29 protein-coding genes are annotated in these 26997 nt (G+C 62.2%); 13 read left to right on the top strand and 16 right to left on the bottom strand.

The window, feature by feature from the left end; translation table 11 throughout:
* Positions 1–73: 73 nt before the first annotated feature.
* From VA602_RS21555 to VA602_RS21545, 3 genes are all read right to left on the bottom strand, one after another.
* Positions 74–1351 carry an NTP/NDP exchange transporter gene (locus tag VA602_RS21555; protein ID WP_323454276.1) on the bottom strand — a complete coding sequence of 426 codons (1278 nt, stop codon included), beginning with the start codon at positions 1349–1351 and terminating at the stop codon, positions 74–76.
* 4 nt (positions 1352–1355) lie between these two features.
* A complete protein-coding gene (locus tag VA602_RS21550; RefSeq protein ID WP_323454275.1) occupies positions 1356–2264 on the bottom strand; it encodes an aldo/keto reductase in 909 nt (302 codons plus the stop codon).
* 83 nt (positions 2265–2347) lie between these two features.
* Complete coding sequence (locus VA602_RS21545) at positions 2348–3226, bottom strand: Dyp-type peroxidase (protein WP_063544871.1); 879 nt, start codon at positions 3224–3226, stop codon at positions 2348–2350.
* Between the two features lie 185 nt (positions 3227–3411).
* On the opposite strand from VA602_RS21545, the gene VA602_RS21540 reads away from it, so the two are divergent.
* Positions 3412–4305, top strand: coding sequence for a bile acid:sodium symporter family protein (locus VA602_RS21540; protein WP_125929870.1), 894 nt, complete (start codon positions 3412–3414; stop codon positions 4303–4305).
* A 12-nt stretch (positions 4306–4317) separates the two neighbouring features.
* Here VA602_RS21540 and VA602_RS21535 read toward each other — a convergent pair whose 3' ends face one another.
* Positions 4318–4782, bottom strand: coding sequence for a sterol desaturase family protein (locus tag VA602_RS21535; protein ID WP_063544869.1), 465 nt, complete (start codon positions 4780–4782; stop codon positions 4318–4320).
* A gap of 425 nt (positions 4783–5207) precedes the next feature.
* On the opposite strand from VA602_RS21535, the gene VA602_RS21530 reads away from it, so the two are divergent.
* Positions 5208–5921: an MgtC/SapB family protein gene (locus VA602_RS21530; RefSeq protein ID WP_063544868.1), complete on the top strand. Its 714-nt coding sequence runs from the start codon at positions 5208–5210 to the stop codon at positions 5919–5921.
* On the opposite strand, the gene dksA is transcribed toward VA602_RS21530, so the two are convergent.
* Genes dksA through VA602_RS21515 form a run of 3 tightly spaced genes read right to left on the bottom strand, consistent with a single transcriptional unit; the run spans position 5918 to position 8250 of the window.
* Positions 5918–6325, bottom strand: a complete 408-nt coding sequence (dksA, locus tag VA602_RS21525) for an RNA polymerase-binding protein DksA (RefSeq protein WP_054891385.1) — start codon at positions 6323–6325, stop codon at positions 5918–5920. The genes VA602_RS21530 and dksA overlap by 4 nt on opposite strands.
* 24 nt (positions 6326–6349) lie before the next feature.
* The gene (locus VA602_RS21520; RefSeq protein WP_153773613.1) at positions 6350–7687 is read right to left on the bottom strand and encodes a dihydroorotase; all 1338 of its coding nucleotides are present in this window, start codon (positions 7685–7687) and stop codon (positions 6350–6352) included.
* A 2-nt stretch (positions 7688–7689) separates the two neighbouring features.
* Positions 7690–8250, bottom strand: coding sequence for a gamma carbonic anhydrase family protein (locus VA602_RS21515; RefSeq protein WP_153773612.1), 561 nt, complete (start codon positions 8248–8250; stop codon positions 7690–7692).
* 175 nt (positions 8251–8425) lie between these two features.
* Here VA602_RS21515 and VA602_RS21510 point away from each other — a divergent pair, with 175 nt between their 5' ends.
* Both VA602_RS21510 and VA602_RS21505 read left to right on the top strand, forming a co-directional pair.
* A complete protein-coding gene (locus VA602_RS21510; protein ID WP_065862877.1) occupies positions 8426–8926 on the top strand; it encodes a DUF4142 domain-containing protein in 501 nt (166 codons plus the stop codon).
* A 26-nt stretch (positions 8927–8952) separates the two neighbouring features.
* The gene (locus VA602_RS21505) at positions 8953–9204 is read left to right on the top strand and encodes a hypothetical protein (protein ID WP_054891381.1); all 252 of its coding nucleotides are present in this window, start codon (positions 8953–8955) and stop codon (positions 9202–9204) included.
* A 64-nt stretch (positions 9205–9268) separates the two neighbouring features.
* Here VA602_RS21505 and VA602_RS21500 read toward each other — a convergent pair whose 3' ends face one another.
* Positions 9269–9439 (bottom strand): DUF6021 family protein, encoded by a 171-nt coding sequence (locus tag VA602_RS21500; protein WP_177339335.1) that lies wholly within the window; start codon positions 9437–9439, stop codon positions 9269–9271.
* A gap of 61 nt (positions 9440–9500) precedes the next feature.
* A complete protein-coding gene (locus tag VA602_RS21495) occupies positions 9501–10376 on the bottom strand; it encodes a DNA-binding protein (RefSeq protein ID WP_323454274.1) in 876 nt (291 codons plus the stop codon).
* Between the two features lie 127 nt (positions 10377–10503).
* Between VA602_RS21495 and VA602_RS21490 the strand changes: the two genes are divergently transcribed.
* Positions 10504–13359, top strand: coding sequence for an RHS repeat-associated core domain-containing protein (locus VA602_RS21490; RefSeq protein ID WP_323454273.1), 2856 nt, complete (start codon positions 10504–10506; stop codon positions 13357–13359).
* A 7-nt stretch (positions 13360–13366) separates the two neighbouring features.
* On the opposite strand, the gene VA602_RS21485 is transcribed toward VA602_RS21490, so the two are convergent.
* The 4 genes from VA602_RS21485 to VA602_RS21470 form a co-directional block, all read right to left on the bottom strand.
* Positions 13367–14188, bottom strand: a complete 822-nt coding sequence (locus VA602_RS21485) for a helix-turn-helix domain-containing protein (RefSeq protein ID WP_054891378.1) — start codon at positions 14186–14188, stop codon at positions 13367–13369.
* Positions 14189–14241: 53 nt separating this feature from the next.
* The gene (locus VA602_RS21480) at positions 14242–15654 is read right to left on the bottom strand and encodes an aminotransferase (RefSeq protein WP_323454272.1); all 1413 of its coding nucleotides are present in this window, start codon (positions 15652–15654) and stop codon (positions 14242–14244) included.
* A gap of 34 nt (positions 15655–15688) precedes the next feature.
* Entirely contained in the window at positions 15689–16795 is a 1107-nt protein-coding gene (locus VA602_RS21475; protein ID WP_323454271.1) for a polyamine ABC transporter substrate-binding protein, read from the bottom strand.
* A 119-nt stretch (positions 16796–16914) separates the two neighbouring features.
* Positions 16915–17598, bottom strand: a complete 684-nt coding sequence (locus tag VA602_RS21470; protein ID WP_323454270.1) for a metallophosphoesterase — start codon at positions 17596–17598, stop codon at positions 16915–16917.
* A gap of 78 nt (positions 17599–17676) precedes the next feature.
* Here VA602_RS21470 and VA602_RS21465 point away from each other — a divergent pair, with 78 nt between their 5' ends.
* Together VA602_RS21465 and VA602_RS21460 are read left to right on the top strand one after the other, a co-directional pair.
* On the top strand, positions 17677–18189 hold the full coding sequence (locus VA602_RS21465; RefSeq protein WP_323454269.1) for a DUF3016 domain-containing protein: 513 nt from the start codon (positions 17677–17679) through the stop codon (positions 18187–18189).
* 68 nt (positions 18190–18257) lie between these two features.
* A complete protein-coding gene (locus tag VA602_RS21460) occupies positions 18258–18500 on the top strand; it encodes a hypothetical protein (RefSeq protein WP_197889682.1) in 243 nt (80 codons plus the stop codon).
* Positions 18501–18504: 4 nt separating this feature from the next.
* Here the strand turns inward: VA602_RS21460 and VA602_RS21455 are convergent, their stop codons facing one another.
* The gene (locus VA602_RS21455) at positions 18505–19002 is read right to left on the bottom strand and encodes a methylated-DNA--[protein]-cysteine S-methyltransferase (protein ID WP_200602487.1); all 498 of its coding nucleotides are present in this window, start codon (positions 19000–19002) and stop codon (positions 18505–18507) included.
* A gap of 84 nt (positions 19003–19086) precedes the next feature.
* Positions 19087–19893 (bottom strand): lipopolysaccharide biosynthesis protein, encoded by an 807-nt coding sequence (locus VA602_RS21450; protein ID WP_323454268.1) that lies wholly within the window; start codon positions 19891–19893, stop codon positions 19087–19089.
* Between the two features lie 314 nt (positions 19894–20207).
* Here VA602_RS21450 and VA602_RS21445 point away from each other — a divergent pair, with 314 nt between their 5' ends.
* Genes VA602_RS21445 through VA602_RS21430 form a run of 4 tightly spaced genes read left to right on the top strand, consistent with a single transcriptional unit; the run spans position 20208 to position 24273 of the window.
* The gene (locus tag VA602_RS21445) at positions 20208–21431 is read left to right on the top strand and encodes an SfnB family sulfur acquisition oxidoreductase (protein WP_323454267.1); all 1224 of its coding nucleotides are present in this window, start codon (positions 20208–20210) and stop codon (positions 21429–21431) included.
* 9 nt (positions 21432–21440) lie between these two features.
* A complete protein-coding gene (locus VA602_RS21440) occupies positions 21441–22814 on the top strand; it encodes an LLM class flavin-dependent oxidoreductase (RefSeq protein WP_323454266.1) in 1374 nt (457 codons plus the stop codon).
* Positions 22811–23476, top strand: coding sequence for a methionine ABC transporter permease (locus tag VA602_RS21435; protein WP_054891369.1), 666 nt, complete (start codon positions 22811–22813; stop codon positions 23474–23476). Before VA602_RS21440 ends, VA602_RS21435 begins: the two co-directional genes overlap by 4 nt.
* Positions 23477–23502: 26 nt before the next feature.
* Complete coding sequence (locus tag VA602_RS21430) at positions 23503–24273, top strand: MetQ/NlpA family ABC transporter substrate-binding protein (RefSeq protein ID WP_112898218.1); 771 nt, start codon at positions 23503–23505, stop codon at positions 24271–24273.
* 57 nt (positions 24274–24330) lie between these two features.
* Here VA602_RS21430 and VA602_RS21425 read toward each other — a convergent pair whose 3' ends face one another.
* Entirely contained in the window at positions 24331–24828 is a 498-nt protein-coding gene (locus tag VA602_RS21425; protein WP_323454265.1) for a hypothetical protein, read from the bottom strand.
* Positions 24829–25196: 368 nt separating this feature from the next.
* On the opposite strand from VA602_RS21425, the gene VA602_RS21420 reads away from it, so the two are divergent.
* Together VA602_RS21420 and VA602_RS21415 are read left to right on the top strand one after the other, a co-directional pair.
* On the top strand, positions 25197–26030 hold the full coding sequence (locus VA602_RS21420; RefSeq protein WP_323454264.1) for an oxidoreductase: 834 nt from the start codon (positions 25197–25199) through the stop codon (positions 26028–26030).
* 52 nt (positions 26031–26082) lie between these two features.
* Positions 26083–26991, top strand: coding sequence for an AraC family transcriptional regulator (locus VA602_RS21415; protein WP_323454312.1), 909 nt, complete (start codon positions 26083–26085; stop codon positions 26989–26991).
* Positions 26992–26997 lie beyond the last annotated feature (6 nt).

The raw sequence follows: 26997 nt of genomic DNA, 5'->3' as shown, positions 1-26997 counted from the left end.
GTTTATTACCGAGCCGCCAGACCGGTGGCGCTAAAGGTGCAGGGCGGTGTATTTGGCGCGAGGTACATTGCGCTTACGGAGCGTTTTCGAGGCTGCGCTGGCGACGGCCCAACCAGGCGCCGGTAACCCCCCAGCCAAGCGCGAGGATGGCGCCGATCGACATCGCCAACTGCGGATGCTCGCCCAGCAGGTCCAGGCCACGCTTGACCCAACCGCTCAAGGCGTCGCCACCCCGGTAGACCACGGTGTCGATGAAGTTCTTGGCTTTGTATTTCTCTTCGGCGGGCAGCACGGTAAAGAGCATCTCCCGCCCCGGGCGAACCAGGGCGTACTCACCCGCACGACGCATGACCATCACGAAGACGAACACTGCAAATACCGGCGCCAGCGCCAGCCATAGGAAACCGACCGCCATCACCAGGGGCACGCCGACCAGTAGCACGCCGACACCCAGGCGCCGGGCCAGGCGTCCGGTGAGAAAGACCTGGGTGAGTATCGCCAGGGTTTGCACGACCGTATCGATCAGACCGAAGACTTGTGTCTGACGTGTCCGATCGCTGAACGTCTCACTGACGATACGGGCCTGCTCGAAATACAGGAACGTGCTGACGCTGGCCAGCAGTACGACGAACAACGCGATACCCAGCAGGTAGGGCGACCGCAGCACCGCGGTGGCGCCGGAAAACGGATTGCCGCCCAGCGGCCGCGAGGCCGGATGCGCGATGATGGCCGGCAGCGGATTCAGCTCACGCCAGTGCTGCAAGTAGAGCGCGGCGCCTATGCTGCCAAGCAGGCAGACGCCCGCCAGCACCAACAAGCCCGCGTGCCCGAGGGGAGAAACCAGCAGCGTGCCAAGAATCGGCCCGCTCAGGCCGCCAAGGCTTGCACCCGCCGCGAGCAGGCCGAACAGGCGCTTGCCCTGCTCGCTGGAAAACTGGTCTGCCAGTACGCTCCAGGCCAGGGAGATGGCCAGCAGGTTGAAAACCGACAGCCAGATATAAAAAGCCCGCGCATTCCAGAGGTCGTCCGGGTCGCGGGCAAAGAGCACAGCAAACAACAGCAGGTTGCTGGCGAAGAAGGCGTAGGTCCACGGCAGGATGCGTCGCCTCTTCACCCGTGATGCAAGCCATCCGAATAGCGGCAGGCAGGCCAGGGTGGCAATGAAGGTACCGGTGAACAGCCATTGCAGATTGTCCACCCCACCGGCCACGCCCATGGTTTCACGGACCGGACGCAGCATGAAATAACCGGTGAACAGCAGGTAGAACAGCGCAAGACCTGCAACCACCGCCGGGCCTTCGCCGGGCTGGATGTTGAGGCTCTGGTCCAGGCGCCGCCGCCAGCCGTTCATGGCGTCAGGCAAATTGCTTGATCAGCGCCTGGCGCTGGGCTTCGCTCAGCAGCGGCCCGCTGCCCGCCTTGAGCTGGTCGAGCTGACGGTCCGGTCGGCCGGTCGCAGGAATTACCGTGGTCACCGCCGGATGACTGATGGCGAACTTCAGGAACATCTGCGCCCAGCTGCCGATACCCGCCTCGGCCGCCCACTCCGGCAATGCCTGACCTTTGACCCGGGCGAACAGCCGGCCGTCGTCGAAAGTACGGTTGACCAGCACCGCGACGCCTTTGTCCTGGCACAGCGGCAGCAGCTCGCGCGCGGCATCCGGGGCGTTCACCGAGTAGTTGATCTGGATGAAATCCAGCGGCTCGCTGCGCACGATGCGCGCCACCTCATCCTGGCCGCTGTTGAGATAGTGAGTGATGCCCACATAGCGCGTCTTGCCTTGCTGCTTCAACTCCCGGGCATAGGGGAGCTGGGTCTGCCAATCGCGCAGGTTGTGGATCTGCAGCAAGTCGACCTTGTCGGTGCGCAGGCTGGACAGGCTTTGCGCCCATTGCCGTTCGGCGGCGTCGCGGCTGTCGGCGGCGATCTTGGTGGCGATGAAGCACTGACGGCGCCAGCCGCCCTCCTCCAGCAACTGACCGAGAATGGCGTCGGCACCGCCGTAGTTGGGCGAGGTGTCGATGACCTTGCCGCCGCCTTTGAAGAACGCCTCGAGCACAGCCTTGAGCTGTTGGTACTGGGCAGAGCCGGCCTGGACCTCGAAACTGCCGGAAGTGCCGGCACCGATGACCGGCAAGGCCTCCCCGGTGGAGGGGATCTTGCGGGTCAGCAGGCCGCTGGCGGACTCGGCGCGCAGCCAAGGGCTCAGGGCCAGCGCGCCAAGCGCGGCGCTGGCGCGCAGGACATCGCGACGTGCGTACATGAAGGAGGCTCCCGGTTACAGGGGGAAACCTTCAAGGCTAGTCGCTCTACCCCGCGATGCGCAGCGATTCTGTATCGGGATATTTAACCGAGCAACAGGCGCAGGTCCAGGCCTTCAGCGCCCATTGGCGGGCACCAGTAGTAGCCGCCGGTCAGTGGTCGGCTGAAGCGGTACAAGGCATCGACCACGCCATCTTCCAGGCCACTCATGCGCCGCAGCTGGATTTCGAAGGCATCGAACGAACGGCCCAGAGCAACGAAAGCCAGCCCTGCGCCACGGTTGTCGGCCCAGGCCACCGAACGGCGCACCATGAAGGCCGCGGGGTCATAGCTTTCCTGCGCGGTACGCTTGACGTGGGCCGACTCCGGCGCGTCTTCCAGTTCCTCGTTGTCGCTCAGGCGACGGCCAATGATGTCGTCCTGCTCTGGCTGAGGCAGCGACTTGAAGTAGTTGAGGTCGTGTTTCCACAGCTGGAACGCAGCGAAACTGGAACCTGCCAGGCCCGCTTGCTCGCCCGCCACGATGGCTGCGTCGACAGCATCGTTGTCCCGCGGGTTTTCGGTGCCGTCTTCATAGCCGGTCAGGTCGTGTCCGCCGTGGTGCAGAAAACCATCGACACTGTCGACCAGCGTGAATGCCGGCGCCAGGGCCTGCTCCAGGGCTTGGGCACGCAGGAACAGATCACCACGCGCGTCATCACGCAACCAGAGCCACAGGGCATGCTGGGTGGCCGGGTTTTCGACCGCTGCGTCCAACTGCGGGAAGCTGCGCAAGCCCGGGACATCGCGCCCCAGTGCCTTGGCCAGCGGCGCGCCGACGGCCAGGATCAGGCTGTGGCCGTCGACTTGCTGCAACAAGGCATCCAGAACGGCAGGCAGCGCCTCCCCCGTATGCAGGGCAAAGAACAGGTGACGGGCGTGGGCCGGCACCGGAGTGGCGAGCAGACCTTGCTGGAACGACATGACGAGCTAATCCTTCGGCAAAAGCGCGAATCCTACTGTGCTCGGCAGTCCATCGCAACGCGTCAGGTCGCGGCGAGGTGCGGCTCATCCGGAAATAATCAGTTACCAAAGGCTGGCACTTTGCGATTAGCTGATCGACGGAGCCTGCCTACACTCTCCGGAATCCCTCGCCCACGAGCATGCCGATGACCGCCTCCCCCTTGCTGACTGCCTTCCTGCCCATCGCCCTGGGCATCATCATGCTGGGCCTGGGGTTGTCGCTGACCCTCGCCGACTTCGCCCGAGTGGTGAAGTATCCCAAGCCCGTGCTGGTCGGCCTGGCCTGTCAGATCCTGTTGCTGCCGTTCATCTGCTTCCTGATCGCCAACGGGTTTGGCCTGGAGGCCGCGCTGGCAGTGGGCCTGATGCTCTTGGCCGCATCGCCGGGCGGGACTACCGCGAACCTGTTCAGCCACCTGGCACATGGCGACGTGGCACTGAACATCACGCTGACGGCGGTCAACTCGCTGATCGCCATCCTCACTATGCCACTGCTGGTCAACCTGTCGCTGATCTACTTCATGGAGTCGGACCAGGCCATTCCGCTGCAATTCGCCAAGGTCATGCAGGTCTTCGCCATCGTCTTGCTGCCTGTGGGCCTGGGCATGCTGATCCGCCGCTACGCACCGGGTTTTGCCGCGCGGATGGAGAAGCCGATGAAGCTGGTGGCGGCGTTGTTCCTGGCCTTCACCATCGTCCTGGCACTGGCCAAGGACTGGCAGACGGTGGTGGAGTACGCGCCGGTGGTGGGGGTCGCCGCGCTGCTGTTCAACGTGATCAGCCTGGGGCTGGGGTATTGGGTGCCGCGCCTGTTGCGCATCCCGAAACGCCAGGCAATTGCCATCGGCATGGAGATCGGCATTCACAATGGCACCTTGGCCATCGCGCTGGCGCTGAGCCCCAGCCTGCTGAACAACGCCACCATGGCCGTGCCGGCAGCGATCTACAGCCTGATCATGTTCTTCACGGCCGCCGCCTTTGGTTGGTGGGTGAGTCGGGGACACAAAGAAGCCATTGCCGCGCAGGAAACCGCGAATTGAATCCTGCGCGACTCAATCACCTCGCCGCGCGCGCAACTGGCGCTTGAGCTCGCGCAGCGGTGGCGCGTAGAAAAAGCCGAACGACACGCTACCCTCGCGCCCTTTCACCGCGTGATGAAGCCGGTGCGCCCGGTACAGGCGTTTGAGGTAGCGCTGCATGGGTTTGGGTTTACGTGGCCAGTGCCGGTGGAAGAAACCGTCGTGGGCCAGCACGTACAGCACGCCATAGCCCGCGACACCTGCGCCGACCCACTGCAGGGGCGCGTAGCCGGCCTTGCCCAGCGCCATCAGGCCAGCAGCGATCAGGGCCAGCGCCACCAGGTAGAGGTCATTGGTCTCGAGCACACCCAGGTGCGGCTCATGGTGCGAGCGATGCAGCCACCAGCCCCAGCCGTGCATGACGTACTTGTGGGCCAGCGTGCCGACACCCTCCATGGCCACCAACGTGGCGAGCAGCACGGCGATGTTGAACAGCATGAGACAGTCCGGCGTAGATAATTACAGGCGCCAAGGTTACCACCGCTGACGAACGCATCGGAAACGGTAGGAGGTTTCGGCAATGAAGCAATTGTCATGAATTCGGCCTTGATTCTGCGCAACTGCAGGCGTAAGGTCCGCGTCGCACTTATGCATCCCCTACAGGAGTCCTGCATTGGACAGTAGCCCCAGTCGATTGCGACAGGTCCACACGGCAAGCTAGTCCGGCAGCATTCCTGCCGCTGTCTTGCCGAATACGGTAGACGGCGGTCCATCTCGCCTGCAAAGGCAGATCTCCCCTCTTCTTTCCCGCTCAGCCAGCTCATGCCGGCGAGTGTCGTGGTCCTGCGCGCTCATTCATTTCATCGGCGTCACGCTTGCCAGTGGCGCATGCGCGGGCCATTGCCCGTGGAAAGAGGTTTGCTATGGATTGGAAAGTATTTCTGCTGCGCGTCAGTGTGGCCCTTGTACTCGGCGCCCTGATCGGCGCCGAACGTCAACTGCGCCAGCGCCTGACCGGCCTTCGCACCAATGCGCTGGTCAGCACCGGTGCCTGCCTGTTCGTACTGATGACCCAGGCGGTACCCGGCATGGAACCCAGCGACGCCTCGCGCATCGCCGCGTATGTCGTGTCCGGGATCGGCTTTCTCGGCGGTGGCGTGATCATGCGTGATGGTTTCAACGTGCGCGGCCTGAACACGGCCGCCACGCTCTGGTGCACCGCGGCCATTGGTGTGCTGTGCAGCTTGGGGCTGTTGCTGGAGGCCACTCTGGGCAGCCTGGTGGTGCTGTGTGCCAACATCCTGTTGCGCGACATCGCCCAGCGCCTGGACCGTCAGGACGTGGTGCCCGCCAGTGAAGTCGAGCAACGCTTCGAGGTGCGCATTGTCTGCCGGGCCGAAGACGAGATCCAGGTACGCAGCCTGATGCTGCACAGCCTCAGTGACCCAGGCCTGCGCCTGCAGTCGCTGCACAGCGAAGACCTTCACGACCCGCTGCGCCTGGAAGTACGCGCCGAACTGCTGGGTACCCCACAGGCGCCCGCACAACTCGAGCGCCTGGTCAGCCGAGTGAGCCTGGAGAAAGGCGTCAGCTCGGTACGCTGGCAACTCCATGCCCAAGCGGTAGAAGTCGATTAAGCATCGTCGCGCAAATGCCGCTCTCTGAGTTCCTGCCGCTCCTTGGCCTCGATGCACAGGGTCGCGGTCGGACGCAGCAGCAGGCGGCGCAGACCGATCGGCTCGCCGGTCTCTTCGCACCAGCCATAATCCCCCTTGGCCAGGCGCTCGAGCGCCTGGTCGATCTTGTCCAGCAGGCGCTTTTCCCGCTCAAGGGTGCGCAACTGCCAATGCCGCTCCTCCTCGGCACTGCCCAGGTCGGCCGGATCGCTGTGCACTTCCTGCTCGCGCAGCGCCTGGAAATCCTGCTCTATACGCTCCTGCAACTCCACCCGCTGCCCCAGCAACAGGTTACGAAAGTACTGGCGCTGGGGTTCGTTCATGTAAGCCTCGGCCGGCTGGCCGAGCAAGTCTTCTTCAGTCATGGGGCACACTCGTGCAATAAAGGGTCATCGATCGAACATCAGCGGCAGGCCCTGGCAGCGTGGCTGCACCTGGCCCTGATGCCAGGCGAGCTGGCCGGATACCACGGTGGTGCGCACCACATGCCGCAGGTGTCGATGCTGAAAGGGTGTCCAGCCACAGCGGGCCAGGATCGGGTCGTCGGCGACCTGGCGCGGTTGCGCCAGGCGCTCGACCAGCGCCAGGTCGGCCCAGTAGCCTTCGCGCAGAAAACCGCGCTCGCGGATGGCGAACAGGCGGGCCACGGCGTGGCTGGTCTTGTCGACGACCTGGGTCAGGCTCAGCACACCCTCGCCGACCAGCTCCAGCGCAGCTGGCAAGGCATGCTGAACCAGTGGCAGGCCCGAGGGCGCGCGGCCATAGACTCGGCGTTTTTCCTCAAGCGTGTGCGGCGCATGATCGGTGCCGATCACGTCGATCACGTCGCCGGCCAGCGCCTGGCGCAGTGCATCGCGGTCGGCACGGGTCTTGATGGCCGGGTTGCACTTGATCAGATGGCCGAGTTGCGCGTAATCGCTGTCGTCGAACAGCAGGTGATGTACGCAGACCTCGGCGGTAATGTGCTTGTTGTGTACGGGACCTGGGGCGAACAGTGCCAGTTCTCGCGCGGTGGTCAGATGCAGCACATGCAGCCGCGTGCCGAAACGCCTGGCCATGTCCACGGCCAGTGACGAGGAGCGATAGCAGGCATCGGCATCGCGAATCAGCGGATGAGCGGCCGCAGGAATGAATTCGCCATGGCGCTCCCGCCACAGCGTCTCGTTGGCCAGGATGCTCGGGGTGTGTTCGCAGTGGGCCAGCAGGATGGTCGGGCAATAGATGAACAGCCGCTCGAGCACCTGCGGGTCGTCCACCAGCATGTTGCCGGTGGACGCGCCCATGAACACCTTGACCCCGGCGACTTCACGCGGGTCGAGCGCGGCGATGGTGTCCAGGTTGTCGCGACTGACGCCGAAGTGAAAGCCGTAGTTGGCCTGCGAGCTGGCCGCCGCGCGACGTTTCTTGTCGGCCAGCGCCGCAGTGGTGAGGGTTGGCGGGTCGGTGTTGGGCATGTCCATGAAACTGGTGATGCCGCCCGCCACCGCAGCCCGCGACTCACTGGCAATGTTCCCCTTGTGCTCTGCCCCGGGTTCACGAAAGTGCACCTGGTCATCGATCATTCCCGGCACCAACCACTGCCCTTGCGCATCGATCTCGACTTTAGCGCGCACGCCTTCGATGCTCGCGGCGATCTTGTCGATACGCCCGCGGGCGACCAGCAGGTCAGCCTCGAACTCGCGCCCTTCGTTGACCAGTCGTGCGTTGCGTATCAGCAAGTCGGCCATGATCAGAACTCGTTCTGCAGGGCCTTGTAGCCCTGGACCAGGTCGATGTTGGTGCGGGCGACATCCTCGGAAAACTCCGAGGCCGACACACTGACCGGTGGGTAACGGTCAAGATCGGTGTGTGGGCCGATATGTTCGGTGGGCGGTACGTAAAAGCGCTCCGGCAGGTCGCGACCATCGACCACCGAGTTGTGACGCACGACGCTGCCATCACCCACGCGGCAATTGAACAGCACGCTGTTGAAACCGATGAACACCCGATCGCCGACCACGCAGGGGCCATGCACGATGGAGCGGTGGGCGATGGAGGTGTATTCACCGATACTCACCGCCGCGCCGGATTTGGAGTGGATGACCACGCCATCCTGAATGTTGGAGTTGGCACCAATGACGATCGGCTCCATGTCACCGGTGCCGTCCACCTCGTCGGCGCGAATGACCGCGTAGGGGCCGACGAACACATTGTCCTTGATGATGACCTTGCCGCAGATGATCGCGGTCTTGTCGATGTAGGCCGATTCGGCGATTTGCGGGAGGTGGCCGGAAGGGTTTCTGCGGATCACGGTACGTTTCCTGAGGCAAGCTGATTCACGCAAATGTTACGTTATAACAATTTACTTGCAACCCCCTTCCCCTCCCGTCGAGCATGATGCCGGCGAGAAATTTCAAACTTTCGCCGCCGATCGACGCTCAACCGTCTGCGACACCGATGTCGCGACCACGGACAAGGAGAGACACATGAATACTCTGTTCCTCAAGCGAGCCGGTCTGTGCATGGCCATGGGCCTTGCCTCGATGCAGGTGATGGCCGCTTCCTCCGACGACTTCGTCGATGCCGCGACCGAGGCCGGTATCGCTGAAGTCGTAACCGGCAACCTGGCGCTGGAAAAGAGCAAGGATGCCGAGATCAAGACCTTCGCCCAGCAGATGGTCACCGATCACACCCAGGCCAACCAGAAACTCGGTGACATCGCCCGCAAGCTGGATATCAGCGTGCCTGACGAGGCTGCGCTCACCGACAAGGTCAAGAAGATGATCCTGGAATGGCGCGACGAGTCGTTCGACAAGTCCTATGTCAACAATCAGGTCGATGCCCACGAGAAAGCCGTGGAGCTGTTCAAGAAGGAAGCCGCATCGTCCGACAAGCCGGAGCTCAAGGCCTTCGCCAGCGAAACCCTGCCCACCCTCGAGAAGCACCTGGAGCATGCCAAACAGCTTCAGGCCAAGCACGGCAAGTGATCCACAGGTAATCAGAGAGGCTTGATATGAGTAATGATGCTCTGCGCGCCGAAGTACTGACTCGGCTACTGCATGCCCATCCTGAAGGTCTGGGTAAGGAAGTACTGGACAACTACCGCGGCGAAAAGGCCGTGGCCGGCATGCTCAAGACACTTCAGGAGGCCGGCTTGATCCATGATGGCAGCGTCAATGTCGATGCCGATCACCAGATCAGCGTGCGTTATCCAATCAAGTTGTCCAGTGCCGGCGTAGACGCGGCGCGTCAGCTCGACAGCTGAACCCTCGGGCTTGCGGGCGCGGCACTTGCTGCCGCGTGCGCACGCCCGGGGGATCATGCCTCGGTTACTTACCTTTCTTTTCGTGATCGCGAGGTGGCTTTGCCGGACCTTGCGGGTCGACTTGCGGATCCTCCAGATCAGGGGAGTCCGGATCAAAACCCAGGTCCTGCTTGCTGGACGCCTTGTCGGAGGAGTGAGGCCCTTGCGCAGGGTGGGGACGTTTCTGTTCGCTCATAGTGCGTTCTCCGTAACGGTGTCTACAGAAGAAAGCGCGGGTCTGGCGAAGTTTGATTTATCTACGCGCCCTTTGCCTGGAAGGTCTCGAGCTGCGCACAGCGCGCCTCGCTCTGTGTCAGACGATCCTGCAGACGCTCGATCAGGCGCATCTGTTCGGCACAGATGTCACGCTGGCCCACCAGCGCCTGGCGCTCGCTGTCCAACTGCCGACGCACCTCCTCGCTCGCCCCCTGCGCCTGGGCCAGGATCGAGCGCAGCCCTTGAACCTGGGCATCGCGCTGCTCCAATTGTTCGTCGAGTTGTTTGTGCTGGGCGCTGGCCTGTCGGTTTTCGGTCAGCAGGCGCTCATTCTCACGGTGCAGGTGTGTCAGTTCTTCCTGGCGGGCGATCGCGTCCTGCTGCAACTGACGCAATTCCCCTTGCGACTGCTGCAACTGCTCGTCCTTGTCGGTCAGCCTCAGCCGCAGTTCGCGCAGGGATTGGTTGAGGCTGGCGCTGCGCAGTTGCTCGGCCTGCAGAGTGCTCAGCGCTGTCTCGAGCTTTTCCGACTCCGCCGCAAGGGCGCTGGCCTGAATCTGTTGTTGCTGGTGAGCAGCCGCAAGTGCTTGCTGGGCAAGTTGCAACTGCACCTGCAATTGGCCGCGCTGTTCATCGAACACCGCCTGCGCGTCGCGAATACGGGCCTCTGCTTCCTCGCGCAACTGCTCGGCCAGTTGGCCGACGAAACGCCCCAGCGTGTCGCTGAGGGCCGGTGAACGCTTGTCAGCCAGCGGTTGCAGCGCTTCGAGCTCGCGCATGTAGCGATGAATGGTGGTTTTCGAACCGGTGTTACCCAATTCGATGCGTACTGCATCAATACTCGGATGCTCGCCCCGGGCGATCAGCGCCTGCCGTGCCTGCTGTACTGCCGCCTTGTCGATGCCACCGCGGGCCATGTTCGCTCCTCGATTTCGTACCGTGGTATGTAGCCCGTAACAGTACCAATTGCCGAGCATAGCCGCCAGCCTGCTCTATAGTTCCCTTCATCATTCATTTGGCTGTCTCAGGGAATGGAGAACACCGATGACCCCTTCGCCTTTGCTATTCGACGGCACCCCGAGTGTCATAGCCCTCGACAACCGGGGACTTCCAGTGCGCGACATCGCCTACCACCGCCACCCCGACACCCCAGATATCAAGCACCAGCGTCTTACCCGCCATCGGTACGCCCCTCAAGGCTTTCTGATGAGCAGTACCGATCCTCGCCTGCACGACGTCGGGCTGTTCAACTTCATCTACCTCAGGCACCTGAACGGTGGGCTCCTGTACACACAAGGTGCGGATAACGGCACCACCCTTAACCTGAGCGACACGGCTGGACGCCCACTCGTCACGCTCAGTAACCTCTGCACCGACATCGGCGGTACGCAGGACAACAGTCAGTCGGTGACACGCACTTGGCAGTATGAGGGCCATACCCTCCCAGGGCGGCCACTGAGCCTGACAGAACAGGTCAGCGGCGAAGCTGCCTGTATCACTGAACGTTTTGTCCATGGCAGTAATTCGCAGGCGCAGAAAGGCCTGAACCTGGCCGGACGACGCATCAGTCACTACGATACTGCAGGGCTGGTGCAGACCGACAAGATGGCACTCACCGGCATCGCGCTGTCACTAACCCGCCGCCTGCTGAAGGAGACGGGTGAGGCGCAGATACCCCCAAACTGGAAAGGGCAAGGATGCTGCAACTGGAATGACCTGCTCGCCGCAGAGGGAGAACGCCATACCACCCTGACCACTGCGGACGCCTGCGCAGCTGTATTGGCCACTACGGATGCAAAAGGGAATGTGCAGCGAGTGGCGTACGATGTGGCGGGCTTGCTCGCAGGCAGCTGGCTGACAATGAAAGACGGCACCGAGCAGGTCATAGTGAAAGCACTGGCTTACTCGGCTGCGGGACAGAAGCGGCGCGAGGAGCACGGTAACGGCGTGGTGACCGCTTATTCCCATGAACCCTATAAGCAGCGTCTCAGCGAGATCAGAACGGAGCGCCCGAAAGGACATATGCTAGGGGCGAAGATGCTGCAGGACCTGCGCTATGCATACGATCCGGTGGGTAACGTCCTGAAAGTCAGCGACAACGTCGGACAGACGCGCTTCTGGCGCAACCAGAAAGTGCAGCCGCAGAATAGCTACCGCTATGACAGCCTGTACCAACTGGTCAGCGCCACTGGACGTGAAATGGCCAACGCCGGCCAGCAGGGCTGCACTCTCCCACCCGCTACTATGCCGCCCTCTCCCGACGACTCTGCCTATACCGGTTATCTACGCACCTATACTTACGACATCGCTGGCAACTTGACGCGGATACGCCACGATCCAGCCACAGGCAGCGGTTACACGACGAAAATCACCACAAGCAACCGCAGTAACCGAGCCGTATTGAGCACCTTGGCCGACAAGGCCGCAGACGTGGATGCGCTGTTCAGGACCGGTGGCCAACAGACTCAGCTTCAGCCAGGTCAGAGCCTCACCTGGACACCACGTAACGAACTGCTGAAGGTGACGCCTGTGGTACGCGCGGGCGGCGCTGATGACAGTGAGCACTACCGCTATGACTCGAACAGCCAGCGCATCCTTAAAGTCAGCGTACAAAAAACAAACAGCAATCTACAGATAGATCGCACACTGTACCTTTCGGGACTGGAACTGAAGTTTCATGCGTCTGGCGATACGCAAATGCAGAGTTTGCAGGTAATCACCATAGGCGAGGCTGGCCGTTCACAAGTTCGGGTGCTGCACTGGGAGATCGGTAAACCGACCGACATCGGCAACGACCAGATACGTTACAGCTACGACAACCTCACGGGCAGTAGCGGGTTGGAATTAGATGGCAGCGGCAACCTCATCAGTCGAGAGGAATACTATCCGTATGGCGGCACATCCGTGCTGACAACACGAAGTCAGACCGAGGCGAAATACAAAACCCTCCGTTATTCGGGCAAGGAGCGGGATGCCACGGGGCTGTATTACTACGGTTATCGGTACTGTCAGCCTTGGGTTGGACGCTGGCTGAGTGCAGACCCGGCAGGCACGGCGGATGGGCTGAATCTATTCCGTATGCTCAGGAATAATCCGTGCTCGGGCATGGATCGCGATGGACGGATATGGGAGTGGCCGGAAGAAGCCCACATAGAAACCCTTGCCGAAAAACTGCGGGACATCGACCGCAATGTTGTATTGGCGATATTGGAGCTCGACCAGGAAACGAATCCCGACCCGAGAGACCTCGCGGCATATATCATCAGCGGGATTAATAATGACTTCGGGCCTGCCAAAGATGCCATGACATACGTGAAATCAGTGGAACCTCCGGCACCGCCTCCCCCCGCCGAGATCGCAGCGACAACATCGGTGCCCGTCCCCAGCAACACCCAACAGAGCTGGACCTCTTCACTGGACATCGATCCTGCCATGCAAATTCGAATGAACTGGATCAAAGGCACTGCGCAGGTTCGCCAATCCGGAAATTTCATCTCCACAAACATTGAGGGCGATATATTTCAAAGTGACTATTTCCCCAGGGCATGGATAGTTTATGCAATCTTTAAAGACCCACGCCACAAGCATTACTTTGCCAGCGATGTTGCTAAACTGCAGTATGACGCAGTCTCAGAGCGAGAAAAATTTGACCGAAATCCAAACATAATCATCCATGACACTGTCATCAATCAAGAAACGCTCAAGGTCATGAATGAAGCCGCCCAGTCTGGAACGCCCTTACGACAACCATTTCTTTGGAATACGCCAAATGGGAAAAGCGCCAGGAGGCTCATGGATGTTTTTAATCTAGAAGCTAGAAAAGTCACCCGGGCGGGCGATAGCTTCATCATCCATGTCAAACCCAAACCCTCAAAACTGTGGCGCCCTTGGCAAAGTTGAAGCATGTTCAAGCTTGGCGTAACCAATCGATGAACCGAGCGAAAAGTTCCGACTGCGAGTTGATGCCAAGCTTCAGATAGAGATTCTTGCGGTGCATGCGCACGGTTTCAGGCGAGATACCCAGCTCCAACGCAGTGGATTTGACCGAATGGCCACGCAGGATCATGTGTGCGACTTCACGCTCGCGATCGGTCAGCACCTCGCAACCGAAGCTGTCGAATGCAGCCTGCAGGCTGCCGTGCTCCAGTGACACTTTGCCCGGCTCGAGGTTGTGCCGTGCATAGCGGCCCAGCAGTTCGCGCACCACCGGCTCGACCGCGCGAAGCAGGTCGATCTGCTGCGGGCTGAGGTGGGTGCCACTACGCCCCTGGAACAAGCTCAAGGACAGCTTGCGGCCATCGCACAGGTCGGCGATGTAGTAGCTGTCTTCGCTGCAGCCGGTGCCCAGGTAATAGGTCTTGTAGTAGTCGCTGTCGAAGAAGTTGTCCGGAGCGATGTCCTGCAAATGGTAAAACCCCTCGGCCAGGCCACCCTGCACTGCCAGGCAAAAGGGATCCAGCAGGTAGCCTGCAGCAAAGTAACGACCCAGCACGGCATCGCGATGAACCAGGGGAATCCCTTGCTGGTACAGCAGTTGCGGCGCCTGGCCCTGGCTCTCCAGGCTGATCATCATCGATTCGACCGCAACCAGATGACCAAGCGCTGCCGCCAGATGCTGCAGGGCGTCGGGCGATTCACTGTGAACCAATGCGCATTGCAGCGCCGCATGCCATTGCTGCAATGCACCGAGGGTCAAGGTGAGCGGTGTGTCGGGAGAGGCCTGGGTCATGCCCGGCAGTCTAGCCTGCCGGACATGCCCACGCACAGCCCGCTGCAGGCTGCTCATCGCCCCTGGTACAACCCTTGCGCCGTGAGCTCGCGCGCGGTTTCGAGGATGCACTGGCGCAGGGTCTCGACAATCTCGTCGACCTGGGCGCGGGTGACGATCAGCGGCGGCGACATCACGTTCAGGTGCATGATCGGCCGTACCAGCAGGCCTTTGGCCTGGGCTTTGCTGTGGATGCGCTCACCGATGTTGATCGCATCGTCGAACAGTGCCTTGCTCGCCTTGTCGGCGACGAATTCGACACAGGCCATCAGCTTGATGCACCGCACATCGCCCACCAGCGGTAGCTCGCTCAGGCTCTGCAGGCGTTGTTCCAGGTAGCCGCCAACATCCTTGACGTGTTCCAGCAAGCTTTCCCGCTCGATGATCTCGATGTTCTTCAGCGCCGCGGTACAGCACACCGGATGGCCGCTGTAGGTAAACCCGTGGGTGAAGCAACGCCCCTTGCCCGGCTCGGCGATCACCTGCCAGATACGCTCGGAGAAGATGCACGCACCCAGCGGCAGGTAGGCGGACGTCAGGCCCTTGGCCGTGGTGATGATATCCGGGGTGACACCGAACAGCTCTTCGCTGGCGAAGAAGGTGCCCAGGCGTCCGAACGAGGTCACTACTTCGTCGGCGACGAACAGGATGTCGTAGGTCTGGCACAGCTGCCACATGCGCGCGAAGTACCCCTCGGGCGGGATGATCACCCCGCCCGAGCCCATGATAGGTTCGGCGAAGAAGGCTGCGACGTTGTCGGCCCCCAGGGAGAGAATCTTGTCTTCGAACTCGGCGACCAGAAAGTCGAGGAATTCGGCTTCGTCCATGTTGTCCGGGGCGCGGTACGGGTTGGGGTTGGAGATGTGGTGGATCAGGTCGTGGGCATAGTCGAATTCAGGTACCCGGTCGGCAGCCTTGTTGCCGATCTGCATGGTCAGGGTGGTCGAGCCGTGGTAGGCGTTATAGCGGGCGATGATGTGTTTCTTGCCCGGCTTGCCGCGGCAGTTCTGGTAGTACTGGATCAGTCGATAGGCGGTGTCCACGGCAGTCGAGCCGCCTGTGGTGAGGAAGACATGGTCCAGGTCGCCCGGTGCCAGTTGCGCAAGCTTGCGGCAGAGCTCGATGGCCACGTCGTTGGCCATGTCCGAGAACGGGTTCGAATAGGCAAGCTTGCGCACCTGGTCGGCAATGGCCAAGGCCATTTCCTCGCGCCCCAGGCCAATGTTGGTGCACCACATGCCGCCAACGGCATCGAGGAAGCGGTTGCCTTGGGTGTCGCGGATATAGGCGCCTTCGCCTTCGATGATGTTCAGCGCGCCCTGTTCGCGATGCTCGTCGAACATGTGGTAACCGTGCATGTAATGGGCCTTGTCGGCTTCCACCAATGGATCGTGGGCGATAGCGGATGCGTTGCTTGAAGTGGCCATGGGCAGCTCCTTGGCGAGGATCGTTCGAAAATGTTCAGAACCCGGTCTTGACCGTGCTCCAGACCCGCGTGATCGCACGCATGTCCTTGGGCGTCTGGGTCTTTTGCGCGAACAGCCGTTCGCGGGTCTGGGCGTCCGGGTAGATCGCCGGGTCCTGGCGGATATCGGCCTGTACCAGGGCGGTGGCCGCGGCATTGCTGTTGGCGTAGTGGATGTAGTTGGTCACCTTGGCCATGGTCTGTGGCTGCAGCAGGAACTCGATGAAGCGATGGGCGTTGCTGACGTGGGGCGCATCCTTGGGGATGTAGAGGTTGTCGAACCAGATCAGCGAGCCTTCCTTGGGAATGAAGAACGCCAGCTTGATAGCCTTCTTCGCCTCCACTGCACGCGCCTGGGCAGTGGCGTAGTCACCCGACCAGGTCAGGGCCAGGCACACGTCGCCGTTGGGCAGGCTGGTCAGGTAGTTGACCGAGTCGAACTTGCGGATATAGGGGCGGATGCCCAGCAGTAGCTGCTCGGCGGCCTTGAGATCTGCCGGTGCGGCGCTGCGCGGATCCTTGCCCAGGTACTGCAGGGCCAGTGGAATCACTTCGGTGGGGGCGTCCATCAAAGTCACCCCGCAATCGGCGACGCGCGAAACAATGGCAGGGTCGAACAACATGGCCAGCGAGCCGATCGGTGCGTCGGGCATGCGCGCCTTGATCTTGTCGACGTTGTAGGTAACGCCGGAGCTGCCCCAGGTGTAGGGCGCCGAGTACTTCAGGCCAGGGTCGTAACCTTGCAGGTTGCTGACCACCTGCTCGTCGAGGTTGTGCCAACTGGGCAGTTGCTGTTTGTCCAGGGCCTGGAACACGCCGGCCTGGATCAGCGGCGGTACCAGCGACGCATTGAGCATGACCAGGTCGTAGCCGGAGCGGCCGGTGAGCAGTTTGGTCTGGACCGTTTCATAGCCATCGAAGGTGTCGTAAACCACTTTGATGCCGGTGGCCTTTTCGAAGTCGGCCAGGGTGGTTTCACCAATGTAGTCAGTCCAGTTGTACAGCCTGAGCGTGTTGCTGCTGTCCCCCTCTGCCGCTGCCTGCACCAGTGCCGTCGAGGACACCAGCAGCAGACCGCCAATCACCTTCAGTGCCTTGCGCATAGCAACTCCATCGTGTGACTGCTCCGGATTGAGCCGATGGGGTCACTATGGGAGGTCTGGCTGGCTGCAGACATACCCCGAATGTGTGGGTGGTCGTTTTTGGGTAGGTCGCAGATGTGTCACTCGTTGATCAGCGTCAGCGTGCCGATATCCAGCAGGCTGAAAAAACCGCTGCTCCAGCCACCGGTATCCAGGTGCCACACGTTGCCCAATACCTTGTGCGTGAGCACCGGGGTGTGGCCGACCAGCAGCGCACGCAGCCCTTGGATGGGTTGGCTATCGCCGCTCTTCAGGCGCCGGCGCGACCATTGGCAGACCTCGCGCACGGCAGGGTCGTCCCTCGTCTGCAGGCAGGCGCGCAGCTCAGCCCAGTCGGCGAACGGGCTGTCGGCATGCAGCATGCCGACCAACCCGTGGGCAGTCTGTACTTCGAGCGCGACCGGCAGGCGTTCGAACTGCTCGACGAAGCGCGCCTGCTCAGCCTTGGGCAAGTCGAGAAACCAGCCCCCGCCAGCCGCACGGTACATGTCCAGATCCACACGGCCACCGCGATAGTGGCTGATGGCCAATGCTTCGTGATTGCCCTGCACGGCATGAAACCAGGGTTGCGCCAGCCAGTTCAGGGCCTCTTCGCTGGCCGGGCCCCGGTCGACCAGGTCACCGACACTGAACAGCCGATCAACCTCCGGATCGAATGCCGCCTGCTCGAGCGCGGCCTGCAGGCGTTGGAAGTGCCCGTGGATATCGCCGACCGCCAAGTCGCGCCCTTTGTCGTTGGCAGCTAGCTGCCGAAAACGCGCCATTACATCATTCCTCTGCTGTGTCGCCGGCACCAGGCGTAGAATGGCGCGACAACGACGATCCTAACGCGGAGATGCATCATGCGCTCTACCCTCGCCTGCGCTGCACTGCTGGTGCTGGCATACGACAGCATGGCACAAGGCATCCCGCCCGCGCAGGTCCAGGTCAGCTTCGATCACCCGGAAAAATTCCGCGATGCCAGCCTGAACAGCCCCGGCTATGAGCGCGGCGCCGACCCCGAAGTGATGAAGGCACTCACCCGGCACCTGGAAAAACTTGGCCAGCGCTACCTTCAGCCCGGCCAGCGGGTACTCATAGACATCCGCGACATCGACCTGGCGGGCCGCTACGAACCCTGGAACAGTCAGGCCTACAACGTACGTTTCATGCGCGAAATCACCTGGCCGACCATCGACCTCAGCTACACCCTCGTTCAACCCGGCCAGCCCGAGCGCAAGGCCGAGGAACGCGTCAGCGACAAGATGTACCTGAGCCGCCCGGGCCGCGTGGGCAGCAGCGATCGCCTGTATGCCGAGAAGGCCATGCTCGATGACTGGTTCCGCCAGCGCTTCGCTGCACGGCCGGCGTCCTGAGTTTCGCTGGTTAACGGCGGGCGGCTGAGGGTATCCTCTCCCTTTGTGTCACCCAAGGAAGGATCCCCGTGAAGTACCTGCTGCTGGCATTCGCCAGCTATGCCTCCTGCTACTACCTGGTTGGTTTGCTGATTCGCGGCAGGCTGGCAGACATCGCCGAAGGGTTGCGCCATCGCCCGGATGCGCCGACACCCGGCCAGTACCTGCGTGAGGTCGAACGCCATGCCCGACGGGCGCAGCGGCACTACGGCCTGTTCGCAGGCTCGGTGCTCGCACTGGTGCTGTGCGCATTGGCGTGGTGGTTGAGCTGAGCGCTCAGAACAGCGACAGGCTCTGCCTGCCCTCGAGCGCCAGCAGATACTGCTTTGCCGGCAACCCGCCAGCAAAGCCAGTCAGGCTGCCCGAGGCACCGATCACCCGATGGCAGGGTGCGATGATCGAGATCGGGTTGCGCCCATTGGCTGCCCCTACCGCACGCACTGCCGTGGGGTTGCCGATCTGTCGGGCGATATCGCTGTAGCTGCGAGTCTGGCCGAAAGGAATGGTCAGCAGCGCCGCCCAGACCTGGCGCTGGAATTCCGTGCCATCGAAGTCCAGCGGCAGCTCGAAGCGCTGGCGCTGGCCGGCGAAATACTCGCCTAACTGACGGGCAGCCTCCCGCAGTACGGGCGCCTGGTCATCACGGTGCAGTTCGCCAAGGCGCACCCGATTGGCACGCTCCTCTTCCCACAGCACGGCGGCCAGGCACTCGCCACGGGCGACCAGTGTCAGGGTGCCGACTGGCGATGACATGAGGGTGAAAGCGCTGGACACAGGCAACTCCTGATGCTGGCTGGCGACCCCGGCACTCTACCTATCGCGCGATCGTGCTGCATCCGCTTTCTTGACGTGCAATGCTCACACCACGGCCGTCGCTCGCGCCGCGAGGGCGCGGGCCTGCTGCAGGTCGATCCTGGGGATCAATGCCGGGGGGATGCGTGAGCGGGTCGAGAGGTTATGAACGCGGAAGCGCTCACCCACCACTTGGTGCGCCATCAGAGTCAGTGACGGCAGGATACGGCTTTCCCAATGCTGGTCGAGGCCGCAGGGCGAACGCTTGCCGCCGTTGGTCTCATAAAAGCGCCCTGCCGACTGGTTCAGATCCACGCCGACCAGTAGCACGTCATCGAAGCCCAGGTGGTAAGCCAGTTGCAGGGCCACAAAAGCCACGGTCCGGGCATCGAAGAACCCGTATGACAGGTTCCTGCTGAAACCGATCGAACGCGCTCGCTTGCTCCACAGCGTGCGGTTGCGCGCATAGCGTCCATCGCCGAGCCCCAGCCATTCGCTGAACGTTGGCTCCAGAGCCTTGAGCAGCGGGTAGCGCTCGGTGTCGTCAGGCAGGTCGAACAGGTCGAACTGCTCCGGCCACAGCGCCAGTCGCGGACTGGTGTGCAATGCCGTGGCAAAAAGCTCGGGTTGCTGGTTGCAGAAATCCTTGTCGGTGCAAATGTAGAAGAACGGACGCACATCCGTGCCCACCAGCATCGAAATGGAGCCATTCATGGCGATGATCGGGACGCTGGCAAAATCTTCGAGCGGAAAATCTTTCGCTGACGCACCTGACGCCAGGATCACCACAGGGCCTTTCTGCGTATTGCGACACGCCTCAAAGCTGGAGAACGCCCCGCGTGCAGCCTCTGACTGCGACGGAAGTTGGTTCATGGGTCTGGCCAATGGTGTAGGTCTTTTCAGAATACAGTTGTTCACAATTCTTAAACGGTTTTTTACATAACCCTTACACAGACCCGAGGGGATGGATGTTGTAGGCAAGCGAGGCTGCAGCGCGGGTCGGCATGCACGGCGACATGTTTCCCTGGCAACTGTCTGACCAGCAACACCTGGCCAACAGTTGATTGCTCAAAGGGCGACACCTCCCGCATAAAACAATTTCAAGCCATTGATTTTATTCAAATAAAGTCGCTGGCACGGTTTCTGCTCCGGTGAGCTGTGTACACGCACAGTTTCCCGAGGAACCCATGTCCACGCCTGCCGTCTCAGCCTCCTATGACATCCGCCAGCCGGATGCCCATGTCATCCGCGACGATGCCGAAGCCATCGCCGTTGCCCACCAGATCGCCGTGCTGCTGCGCGAAGGCGCTGCCGAGCGTGACCGACGCCGAGAAGTCCCTGCCGATGTGGTCGATGCCTATTCCAACAGCGGTCTGTGGGGCATCACCGTGCCACGTGCCTACGGAGGTGCCGAAGTGTCCTTCGCCACCCTGGCGCAGGTGATCGCCATCGTCTCGGCCGCCGACCCTTCGCTTGGCCAGATTCCACAAAACCACTACTGCCTGCTCGAAGACATCCGCCTGCAAGGCACCGAAGAGCAGCGGCGCTTCTTCTTCGACCTGGTGCTCAAAGGCCATCGTTTTGCCAATGCATTGTCGGAGACCGGTGGCAAGACCGTCCAGGACATCCGGACCCGCCTGGTTGCCGAAGCCGACGGCTACCGCATCGACGGCCGCAAGGGCTACTGCACCGGCTCGCTCTATGCCCACTGGATCGGCGTCCTGGCCCTGGACGAACTGGACCGGGCGCAATTGGCCTTTGTGCCACGTGGCACTCCTGGGCTGGTGGTCGTCGACGACTGGAACAGCATGGGCCAGCGCACCACCTCCAGCGGCACCGTGCTGCTGGACGGATTGTGCCTGCCCGCATTCAACCTGTTCCCCAGCTACCGCTCCTACGAGCACCCTACCCTCGCCGGCCCCTTCGCCCAACTGACCACTGCGGCGATTGACGCCGGTATCGGCCGCGCGGCGCTGGACGACACCATTGCGTTCGTACGCGACCATGCCCGTCCGTGGATCGATGCCGGTGTTGAAAAGGCCAGCGAGGATCCGCTCACCATCATTCAGATCGGCTCCCTGGAGATCCGCCAGGAGGCCGCCGAGGCCCTGCTCGAGCGCGCCGGCAAGGTGCTGGATGCCGCCAAGCCTGCGCCGAACGAAGACAACGTCGCCGCTGCCTCGGTGGCGGTGGCCAAGGCCAAGGTGCTGACCACGGAGGTGTCGATCGAGGCCAGCAATCGCCTGTTCGAACTGGGCGGGACCCGCTCCTCGTTGCTGCAGCACAACTTTGACCGGCACTGGCGCAATGCCCGGGTGCATACCCTGCACGATCCCGTGCGCTGGAAATACCACTTGGTCGGCAACTGGGCCCTGAACGGTATCCGCCCCACGCGCCACGACTGGAACTGAGGCCGCGCAATGACCAAGCAGATCCGTCTCAATGCCTTCGCCATGAACACGGTCGGGCATCTGTCGCCTGGGCTGTGGCGCCATCCGCGCGACCAGGCGACGCGTTACACCGATATCCACTACTGGATCGAACTGGCCCAGACCCTCGAGCGTGGCTGTATCGACGGCCTGTTCCTCGCCGATGTGCTGGGTGTCTATGACGTCTACGGCGGCAATGCCGACGAAGCGCTGCGCAGCGGCGCCCAGGTACCGTTGAACGACCCGCTGCAATTGGTACCGGCGATGGCCGCAGCCACGCGCCACCTGGGGTTTGGCGTCACCGCCTCGGTGTCGTTCGAGCATCCCTTTCCCTTCGCCCGGCGCATGAGCACCCTCGATCACCTGACCCAGGGCCGTGCCGGCTGGAATATCGTGACCTCCTACCTGTCCAGCGGGGCACGCAACCTTGGTCAGCCCGAACAGATGAGCCATGACCAGCGCTACGCGCTGGCCGAGGAATACCTGCAGGTCTGCTACAAGCTTTGGGAAACCAGCTGGGAAGAGGATGCCGTGCGCGCCGATCGTACCAGCGGTGTCTACACCGACCCGAGCAAAGTCCACGGCATCGAGCATGACGGCACCTACTTCAAGGTCCCTGGTTTTCACCTCAGCGCCCCGTCGCCACAGCGCACACCCGTGCTCTACCAGGCAGGAGCATCCAGCCGAGGGCGGGCCTTTGCCGTAGCCAACGCCGAATGCGTGTTCGTTGCCGCACCGAGCAAGACCGTGCTGAAGAAGCAGGTGAGCGATCTACGTGCGGCCGCGGTCGCCGCCGGGCGCAAGGGCTCCGACATCCTGATCCTCGAACAGCTCACGGTGATCGTCGCTGAAACCGACGAGGCCGCGCAGGCCCGTCTGCGCGAGTACCGCGAGTACGCCAGTGCCAGCGGCTCGCTCTCGCTGATGTCGGGCTGGACCGGCATTGATTTCGCTGCCTACAGCCCCGACCAGATTCTTCGCGAGGTGCCCAGCGAAGCCATCCAGTCGGTGGTCGAGGGCTTCACCCGCGCCGACCCGACACGGACCTGGACCGTTGCCGAGATCGCCGAATACTGCTGCCTGGGTGGCGACGGCCCGCTGCTGGTCGGATCGCCCTCGACCGTCGCCGATCAGTTGCAGGGCTGGGTCGAAGACACTGACGTGGACGGCTTCAACCTGTCCAGCGTGGTCGTGCCGGAAACCTTCGTTGCCGTGGTCGATCTGTTGGTTCCGGAACTGCAGGCTCGCGGCCTGTTCAAGCGCGAGTACGCCGATGGCAGCTTGCGCAACAAGCTGTTCGGCCAAGGTGATCGCCTGCGTGCGCCCCATCCGGTGGCCGCGTTGCGCCAGGAGCGTGGGCGATGAATGCACTGTTGGCCAACCTGGACTGGAGTGAAATCGGCCTCGCCTGCCTCGAGACCCTGAGCATGCTTGGCGCCGCGCTGGGCTTCACCGTAGCGCTGGGGCTGCCGTTGGGGGTGCTGCTGTTTCTCACCGGGCAACGCCAGCTGCTGGCCAATGCGCCGGCCTATCGGGCCATGTCGGCCGTGGTCAACGTGCTGCGCTCGCTGCCGTTCATCATTCTGCTGATCGTGCTGATCCCCCTGACCACCTTGGTTGTCGGCACCTCACTCGGTGTGCGCGGCACCATTCCACCACTGGTGGTGGGCTGTACGCCGTTCTTCGCGCGCCTGGTGGAGACCGCCCTGCGCGAAGTCGACCGTGGCGTGGTCGAGGCCACCCAGGCCATGGGTGGCAGCACCTGGCAGATCATCCGCCACACCTTGCTGCCCGAAGCCCGTACCGGGCTGATCGCCGCCGTCACCGTCACCGCCATCGTGCTGGTCGACTACACGGCGATGGCCGGTGTGATCGGTGGCGGCGGCCTGGGCGACCTGGCCATTCGTTTTGGTTACCAACGCTTCCAGACCGATGTGATGGTCGTCACCGTACTGCTGTTGATCCTGCTGGTGCAGGCCTTGCAGATGAGTGGCGATCGCCTCGTCAGACATTTCACCCGCCGTTGATTCCCGACCTTATTCGGAGCATTCCCATGAAAAAAATCCTCGCCACCCTGGCTGCGGTCATCGCCCTCAACGTGCAGGCCAACGAGCACCTGGTCGTCGGTGCCACCCCCGTTCCCCACGCCGAGATCCTCGAGTTCGTAAAACCGGTACTGGCCAAGGAAGGTGTCGACCTGGACATCAAGGTGTTCAATGACTTCATCCAGCCCAACCTGCAGCTTGCGCAGAAGAACCTGGACGCCAACTACTACCAGTACCGTCCCTTCCTCGACGACTTCAACAAGACTCGACACACCGACCTGGTCCCGGTGGTCGGTGTGCACATCGAGCCGTTCGGTGCCTATTCGGCCAAGTACAAGAGCCTCGCGGAGCTGCCGGACGGTGCCAGCGTGGCCATTCCCAATGACCCGGTGAACACCGGTCGTGCCCTGGTACTGCTGGCCGAGGCCGGGCTGATTGAACTCAAGGACCCCAGCAACCCACAGTCGACCCAGCGCGACATCGTCGCCAACCCGCACAAGTTGAAGATCCGTGAGCTGGAAGGGGCAATGCTGGCGCGCTCGGTGAAACAGGTGGACCTGGCATTCGTGTTCGCCAACTACGCGCTGGAGGCAGGTATCGATACCAGCAGCGCGCTGATCGTCGAAAAAGGCAAGGATCTGTACGTGGAATACCTCGTGGCGCGTCCGGACAATCTGCAGGATCCCGGCATCCAGAAACTGGCCAAGGCGCTGAACTCCCCTGAAGTACGTCAATTCATCCTGACCCGCTACAAAGGGCAGATCGCGCCTGGCTTCTGACAGCGCAAGGTGGGTGCAGGGCATGCGACCTTCCCTGCACCCCCGCCCAATCTCCCCTTATTGAAGGGCAACAAGCTGGGCGCGTTGCGCGGGATCAAGGTCATTGATCGAGACGATCCGAAGCGCGTCCTGCATCGCCTCCGCCACCGGCTGCCCAAGGTCGGCTGAGACCTCGTCCGGCAACTTGTACATGGCACCGGTCAGCGGATCGACGATCAGCATGCCGATAACACCGCCAAACAAGATGTTCGCCCAGTACCAACCGTCCACTCTCGAGTCGAGTTCGACCTGTCGATCCGGGTACCCCTCCCTCATGAAGCGCAACGTGTAGGTTTGGCCGCGAAAATAGCCCTCCCCCGACATCAGTGTCACGACCCCAGGGGTGCTGCCGCGATGAACGACCACCCCTGATTTGTTGATGACCTCGAAATTCGCACCCGCCGGGCTGCTCGTGACAGTCACCGGATACTTGGAGTCACTGATGATGCTGGCGCAACCCTGCAGCGCCAGGAGCGCAAGAAGCGCCCCCATGGTTCTGGTTTTGTGAAAGCACACGGAATCGTTCCTCTAGACGTTGATCGACATTGACCGAGAAAGGATTCTCCAGGGACGCTTTAGCGATGTATGCCATCCAAATAGCCATTTGCAGTAGGGGCTTTCCCAAAACTGGTTTCTGCCCGTTGTACGTATTTTTTGACACCCCCTTCACGACATTTTCACGTCGCGGCTGGCACAGTTATCCTACATCCGTGAAATACTTCGCCCGCCCTCCCCAGCGGGCTTTTCTTTGCCTGCAGCATCCCGCGCAGGATGACCACGCTCGCTTCTGATAGAAATGGGCAAGGTTTCAAGAGCCCCCGGCATAGGGACGATCAGCCAATCCACCTAGCATGCTCGCGTACTCCACACACAGGATCGCGATCATGAGTGACAGCAAGACTCTCTTTATTACCGGCGTCAGCAGTGGTTTTGGCAGTGCCCTGGCCCAGGCCGCGCTTGCTGCAGGCCATCGCGTCATCGGCACCGTGCGCAATGACAGCGCGCTGACGGCATTTCAGACCCTGGACAGCGAACGCGCTCACGCGGTGATCCTCGATGTCACCGACTTCGCCCGCATAGACGCGGTGGTTGCACAGGTGCAGGCGCTTCACGGCCCCATTGATGTGTTGGTGAACAACGCAGGCTACGGCCACGAAGGCATTTTCGAGGAATCGCCACTGGAGGAGATGCGCCGCCAGTTCGAGGTCAACGTGTTTGGCGCCGTGGCCATCACCAAGGCCTTCGTGCCGTATTTTCGCGAGCGGCGCGCCGGGCACATCATCAACATCACCTCCATGGGCGGCACCATCACGATGCCGGGCATCGCCTACTATTGCTCCAGCAAGTTCGCACTGGAAGGCGTTTCCGATACCCTGAGCCAGGAACTTCGCCCGTTCGGCATCGCCGTCACCGCAGTGGCGCCGGGCTCGTTCCGTACTGACTGGGCCGGTCGCTCCATGCAGCGTTCGCCGCGCAGCATCGCCGACTATGACCAGAGCTTCGACCCGATTCGCAAGGCGCGCCAGGACAAGAGCGGCAAGCAGCTGGGCGATCCGCGCAAGGCCGCCCAGGCGATCCTGCAGGTCATCGCCAGCCCCAGCCCGCCCGACCACCTGTTGCTGGGCAGCGACGCACTGGGCCTGGTGCGCGACAAGCTGCAGCGCATGAGCAAGGAGATCGATCAATGGCAAGACCTGACCTGCTCGACCGATGGTTGAGCGCCAGGCAGAGGACCGGGCAGTGACACAGACCGACACCCGCAGCGCGCGCATGGTGCAGTTGCTCACGCAGCTCGCGCCGGTGGAAGGCTATAACCTCAGCGCGCTGCAAGACGTGCGCTTCCTGCGCTCGAACCGGCCGCTGAGCCATGTGCCGGTGCTCTACGAACCCGGCATCGTCATCCTCTGCCAAGGCTGCAAACGCGGCTACCTGGGTGACGAGGTTTATGTCTACGACGCTCGGCACTACCTGGTGGTGTCGGTTCCGGTGCCCTTCACCATGGAAACCGATGCCAGCGAACGCGAGCCGATGCTGGCCATCTACATACGCCTGGACCTGCAGCTGGCCAGCGAGCTGACCCTGCAGGTGGATGAACTGCTGGGCAGCAGCAGCGAACCGCCGCAGGGCATGTACGCCTCCCCCATGGACGATGCGCTGCAGGTCACCACACTGCGCTTTCTTGAGGCCATGACCGTCGCCAGCGACGCACAGATCCTCGGCCCGGCGCTGGTGCGTGAAATCTACTACCGCATCCTCTCTGGCGCGCAGGGCGGCTCGCTGCGGGCGGCGTTGGGTCGGCACGGCCATTTCGCCAAGGTGACCCGCGCCCTGCGCACCATTCACAGCCGCTACCGGGAGCATCTGGACGTAGAGTCGTTGGCCCGCGAGGCCAGCATGAGCGTGCCCAGTTTCCATCGGCACTTTCGTAGCGTGACCAACACTTCGCCCATGCAGTACCTGAAGTCGGCCCGCCTGCACCAGGCACGTCTGCTGATGTTGCACGATGCCTTGAGCGCATCGGCAGCCGCCTTCAGCGTCGGCTACGAGAGCCCCTCGCAGTTCAGTCGCGAGTTCAAGCGCTTCTTCGGCCGTACGCCCCAGGCCGAGATCGACTGGATGAAGGCAACCTATGCACTGCCCGCCCCCTCTGGCTCACCCGTGTATGTTTCGTCCCATTGAGCAAGA

This window comes from Pseudomonas machongensis (assembly GCF_034961125.1).
GTDB lineage: Bacteria > Pseudomonadota > Gammaproteobacteria > Pseudomonadales > Pseudomonadaceae > Aquipseudomonas > Aquipseudomonas machongensis.
The sequence above is the reverse complement of the archived record's forward strand: the minus strand, read 5'-3'. Positions and strand labels throughout refer to the sequence as shown.

Bases quoted from the DNA above. Each gene is read 5' to 3' on its own strand.
- VA602_RS21555 (WP_323454276.1), bottom strand. From the start codon at position 1,351: ATGAACGGCTGGCGGCGGCGCCTGGACCAGAGCCTCAACATCCAGCCC.
- VA602_RS21550 (WP_323454275.1), bottom strand. From the start codon at position 2,264: ATGTACGCACGTCGCGATGTCCTGCGCGCCAGCGCCGCGCTTGGCGCG.
- VA602_RS21545 (WP_063544871.1), bottom strand. From the start codon at position 3,226: ATGTCGTTCCAGCAAGGTCTGCTCGCCACTCCGGTGCCGGCCCACGCC.
- VA602_RS21540 (WP_125929870.1), top strand. From the start codon at position 3,412: ATGACCGCCTCCCCCTTGCTGACTGCCTTCCTGCCCATCGCCCTGGGC.
- VA602_RS21535 (WP_063544869.1), bottom strand. From the start codon at position 4,782: ATGCTGTTCAACATCGCCGTGCTGCTCGCCACGTTGGTGGCCATGGAG.
- VA602_RS21530 (WP_063544868.1), top strand. From the start codon at position 5,208: ATGGATTGGAAAGTATTTCTGCTGCGCGTCAGTGTGGCCCTTGTACTC.
- dksA (WP_054891385.1), bottom strand. From the start codon at position 6,325: ATGACTGAAGAAGACTTGCTCGGCCAGCCGGCCGAGGCTTACATGAAC.
- VA602_RS21520 (WP_153773613.1), bottom strand. From the start codon at position 7,687: ATGGCCGACTTGCTGATACGCAACGCACGACTGGTCAACGAAGGGCGC.
- VA602_RS21510 (WP_065862877.1), top strand. From the start codon at position 8,426: ATGAATACTCTGTTCCTCAAGCGAGCCGGTCTGTGCATGGCCATGGGC.
- VA602_RS21505 (WP_054891381.1), top strand. From the start codon at position 8,953: ATGAGTAATGATGCTCTGCGCGCCGAAGTACTGACTCGGCTACTGCAT.
- VA602_RS21500 (WP_177339335.1), bottom strand. From the start codon at position 9,439: ATGAGCGAACAGAAACGTCCCCACCCTGCGCAAGGGCCTCACTCCTCC.
- VA602_RS21495 (WP_323454274.1), bottom strand. From the start codon at position 10,376: ATGGCCCGCGGTGGCATCGACAAGGCGGCAGTACAGCAGGCACGGCAG.
- VA602_RS21490 (WP_323454273.1), top strand. From the start codon at position 10,504: ATGACCCCTTCGCCTTTGCTATTCGACGGCACCCCGAGTGTCATAGCC.
- VA602_RS21485 (WP_054891378.1), bottom strand. From the start codon at position 14,188: ATGACCCAGGCCTCTCCCGACACACCGCTCACCTTGACCCTCGGTGCA.
- VA602_RS21480 (WP_323454272.1), bottom strand. From the start codon at position 15,654: ATGGCCACTTCAAGCAACGCATCCGCTATCGCCCACGATCCATTGGTG.
- VA602_RS21475 (WP_323454271.1), bottom strand. From the start codon at position 16,795: ATGCGCAAGGCACTGAAGGTGATTGGCGGTCTGCTGCTGGTGTCCTCG.
- VA602_RS21470 (WP_323454270.1), bottom strand. From the start codon at position 17,598: ATGGCGCGTTTTCGGCAGCTAGCTGCCAACGACAAAGGGCGCGACTTG.
- VA602_RS21465 (WP_323454269.1), top strand. From the start codon at position 17,677: ATGCGCTCTACCCTCGCCTGCGCTGCACTGCTGGTGCTGGCATACGAC.
- VA602_RS21450 (WP_323454268.1), bottom strand. From the start codon at position 19,893: ATGAACCAACTTCCGTCGCAGTCAGAGGCTGCACGCGGGGCGTTCTCC.
- VA602_RS21445 (WP_323454267.1), top strand. From the start codon at position 20,208: ATGTCCACGCCTGCCGTCTCAGCCTCCTATGACATCCGCCAGCCGGAT.
- VA602_RS21440 (WP_323454266.1), top strand. From the start codon at position 21,441: ATGACCAAGCAGATCCGTCTCAATGCCTTCGCCATGAACACGGTCGGG.
- VA602_RS21435 (WP_054891369.1), top strand. From the start codon at position 22,811: ATGAATGCACTGTTGGCCAACCTGGACTGGAGTGAAATCGGCCTCGCC.
- VA602_RS21430 (WP_112898218.1), top strand. From the start codon at position 23,503: ATGAAAAAAATCCTCGCCACCCTGGCTGCGGTCATCGCCCTCAACGTG.
- VA602_RS21420 (WP_323454264.1), top strand. From the start codon at position 25,197: ATGAGTGACAGCAAGACTCTCTTTATTACCGGCGTCAGCAGTGGTTTT.
- VA602_RS21415 (WP_323454312.1), top strand. From the start codon at position 26,083: ATGGTGCAGTTGCTCACGCAGCTCGCGCCGGTGGAAGGCTATAACCTC.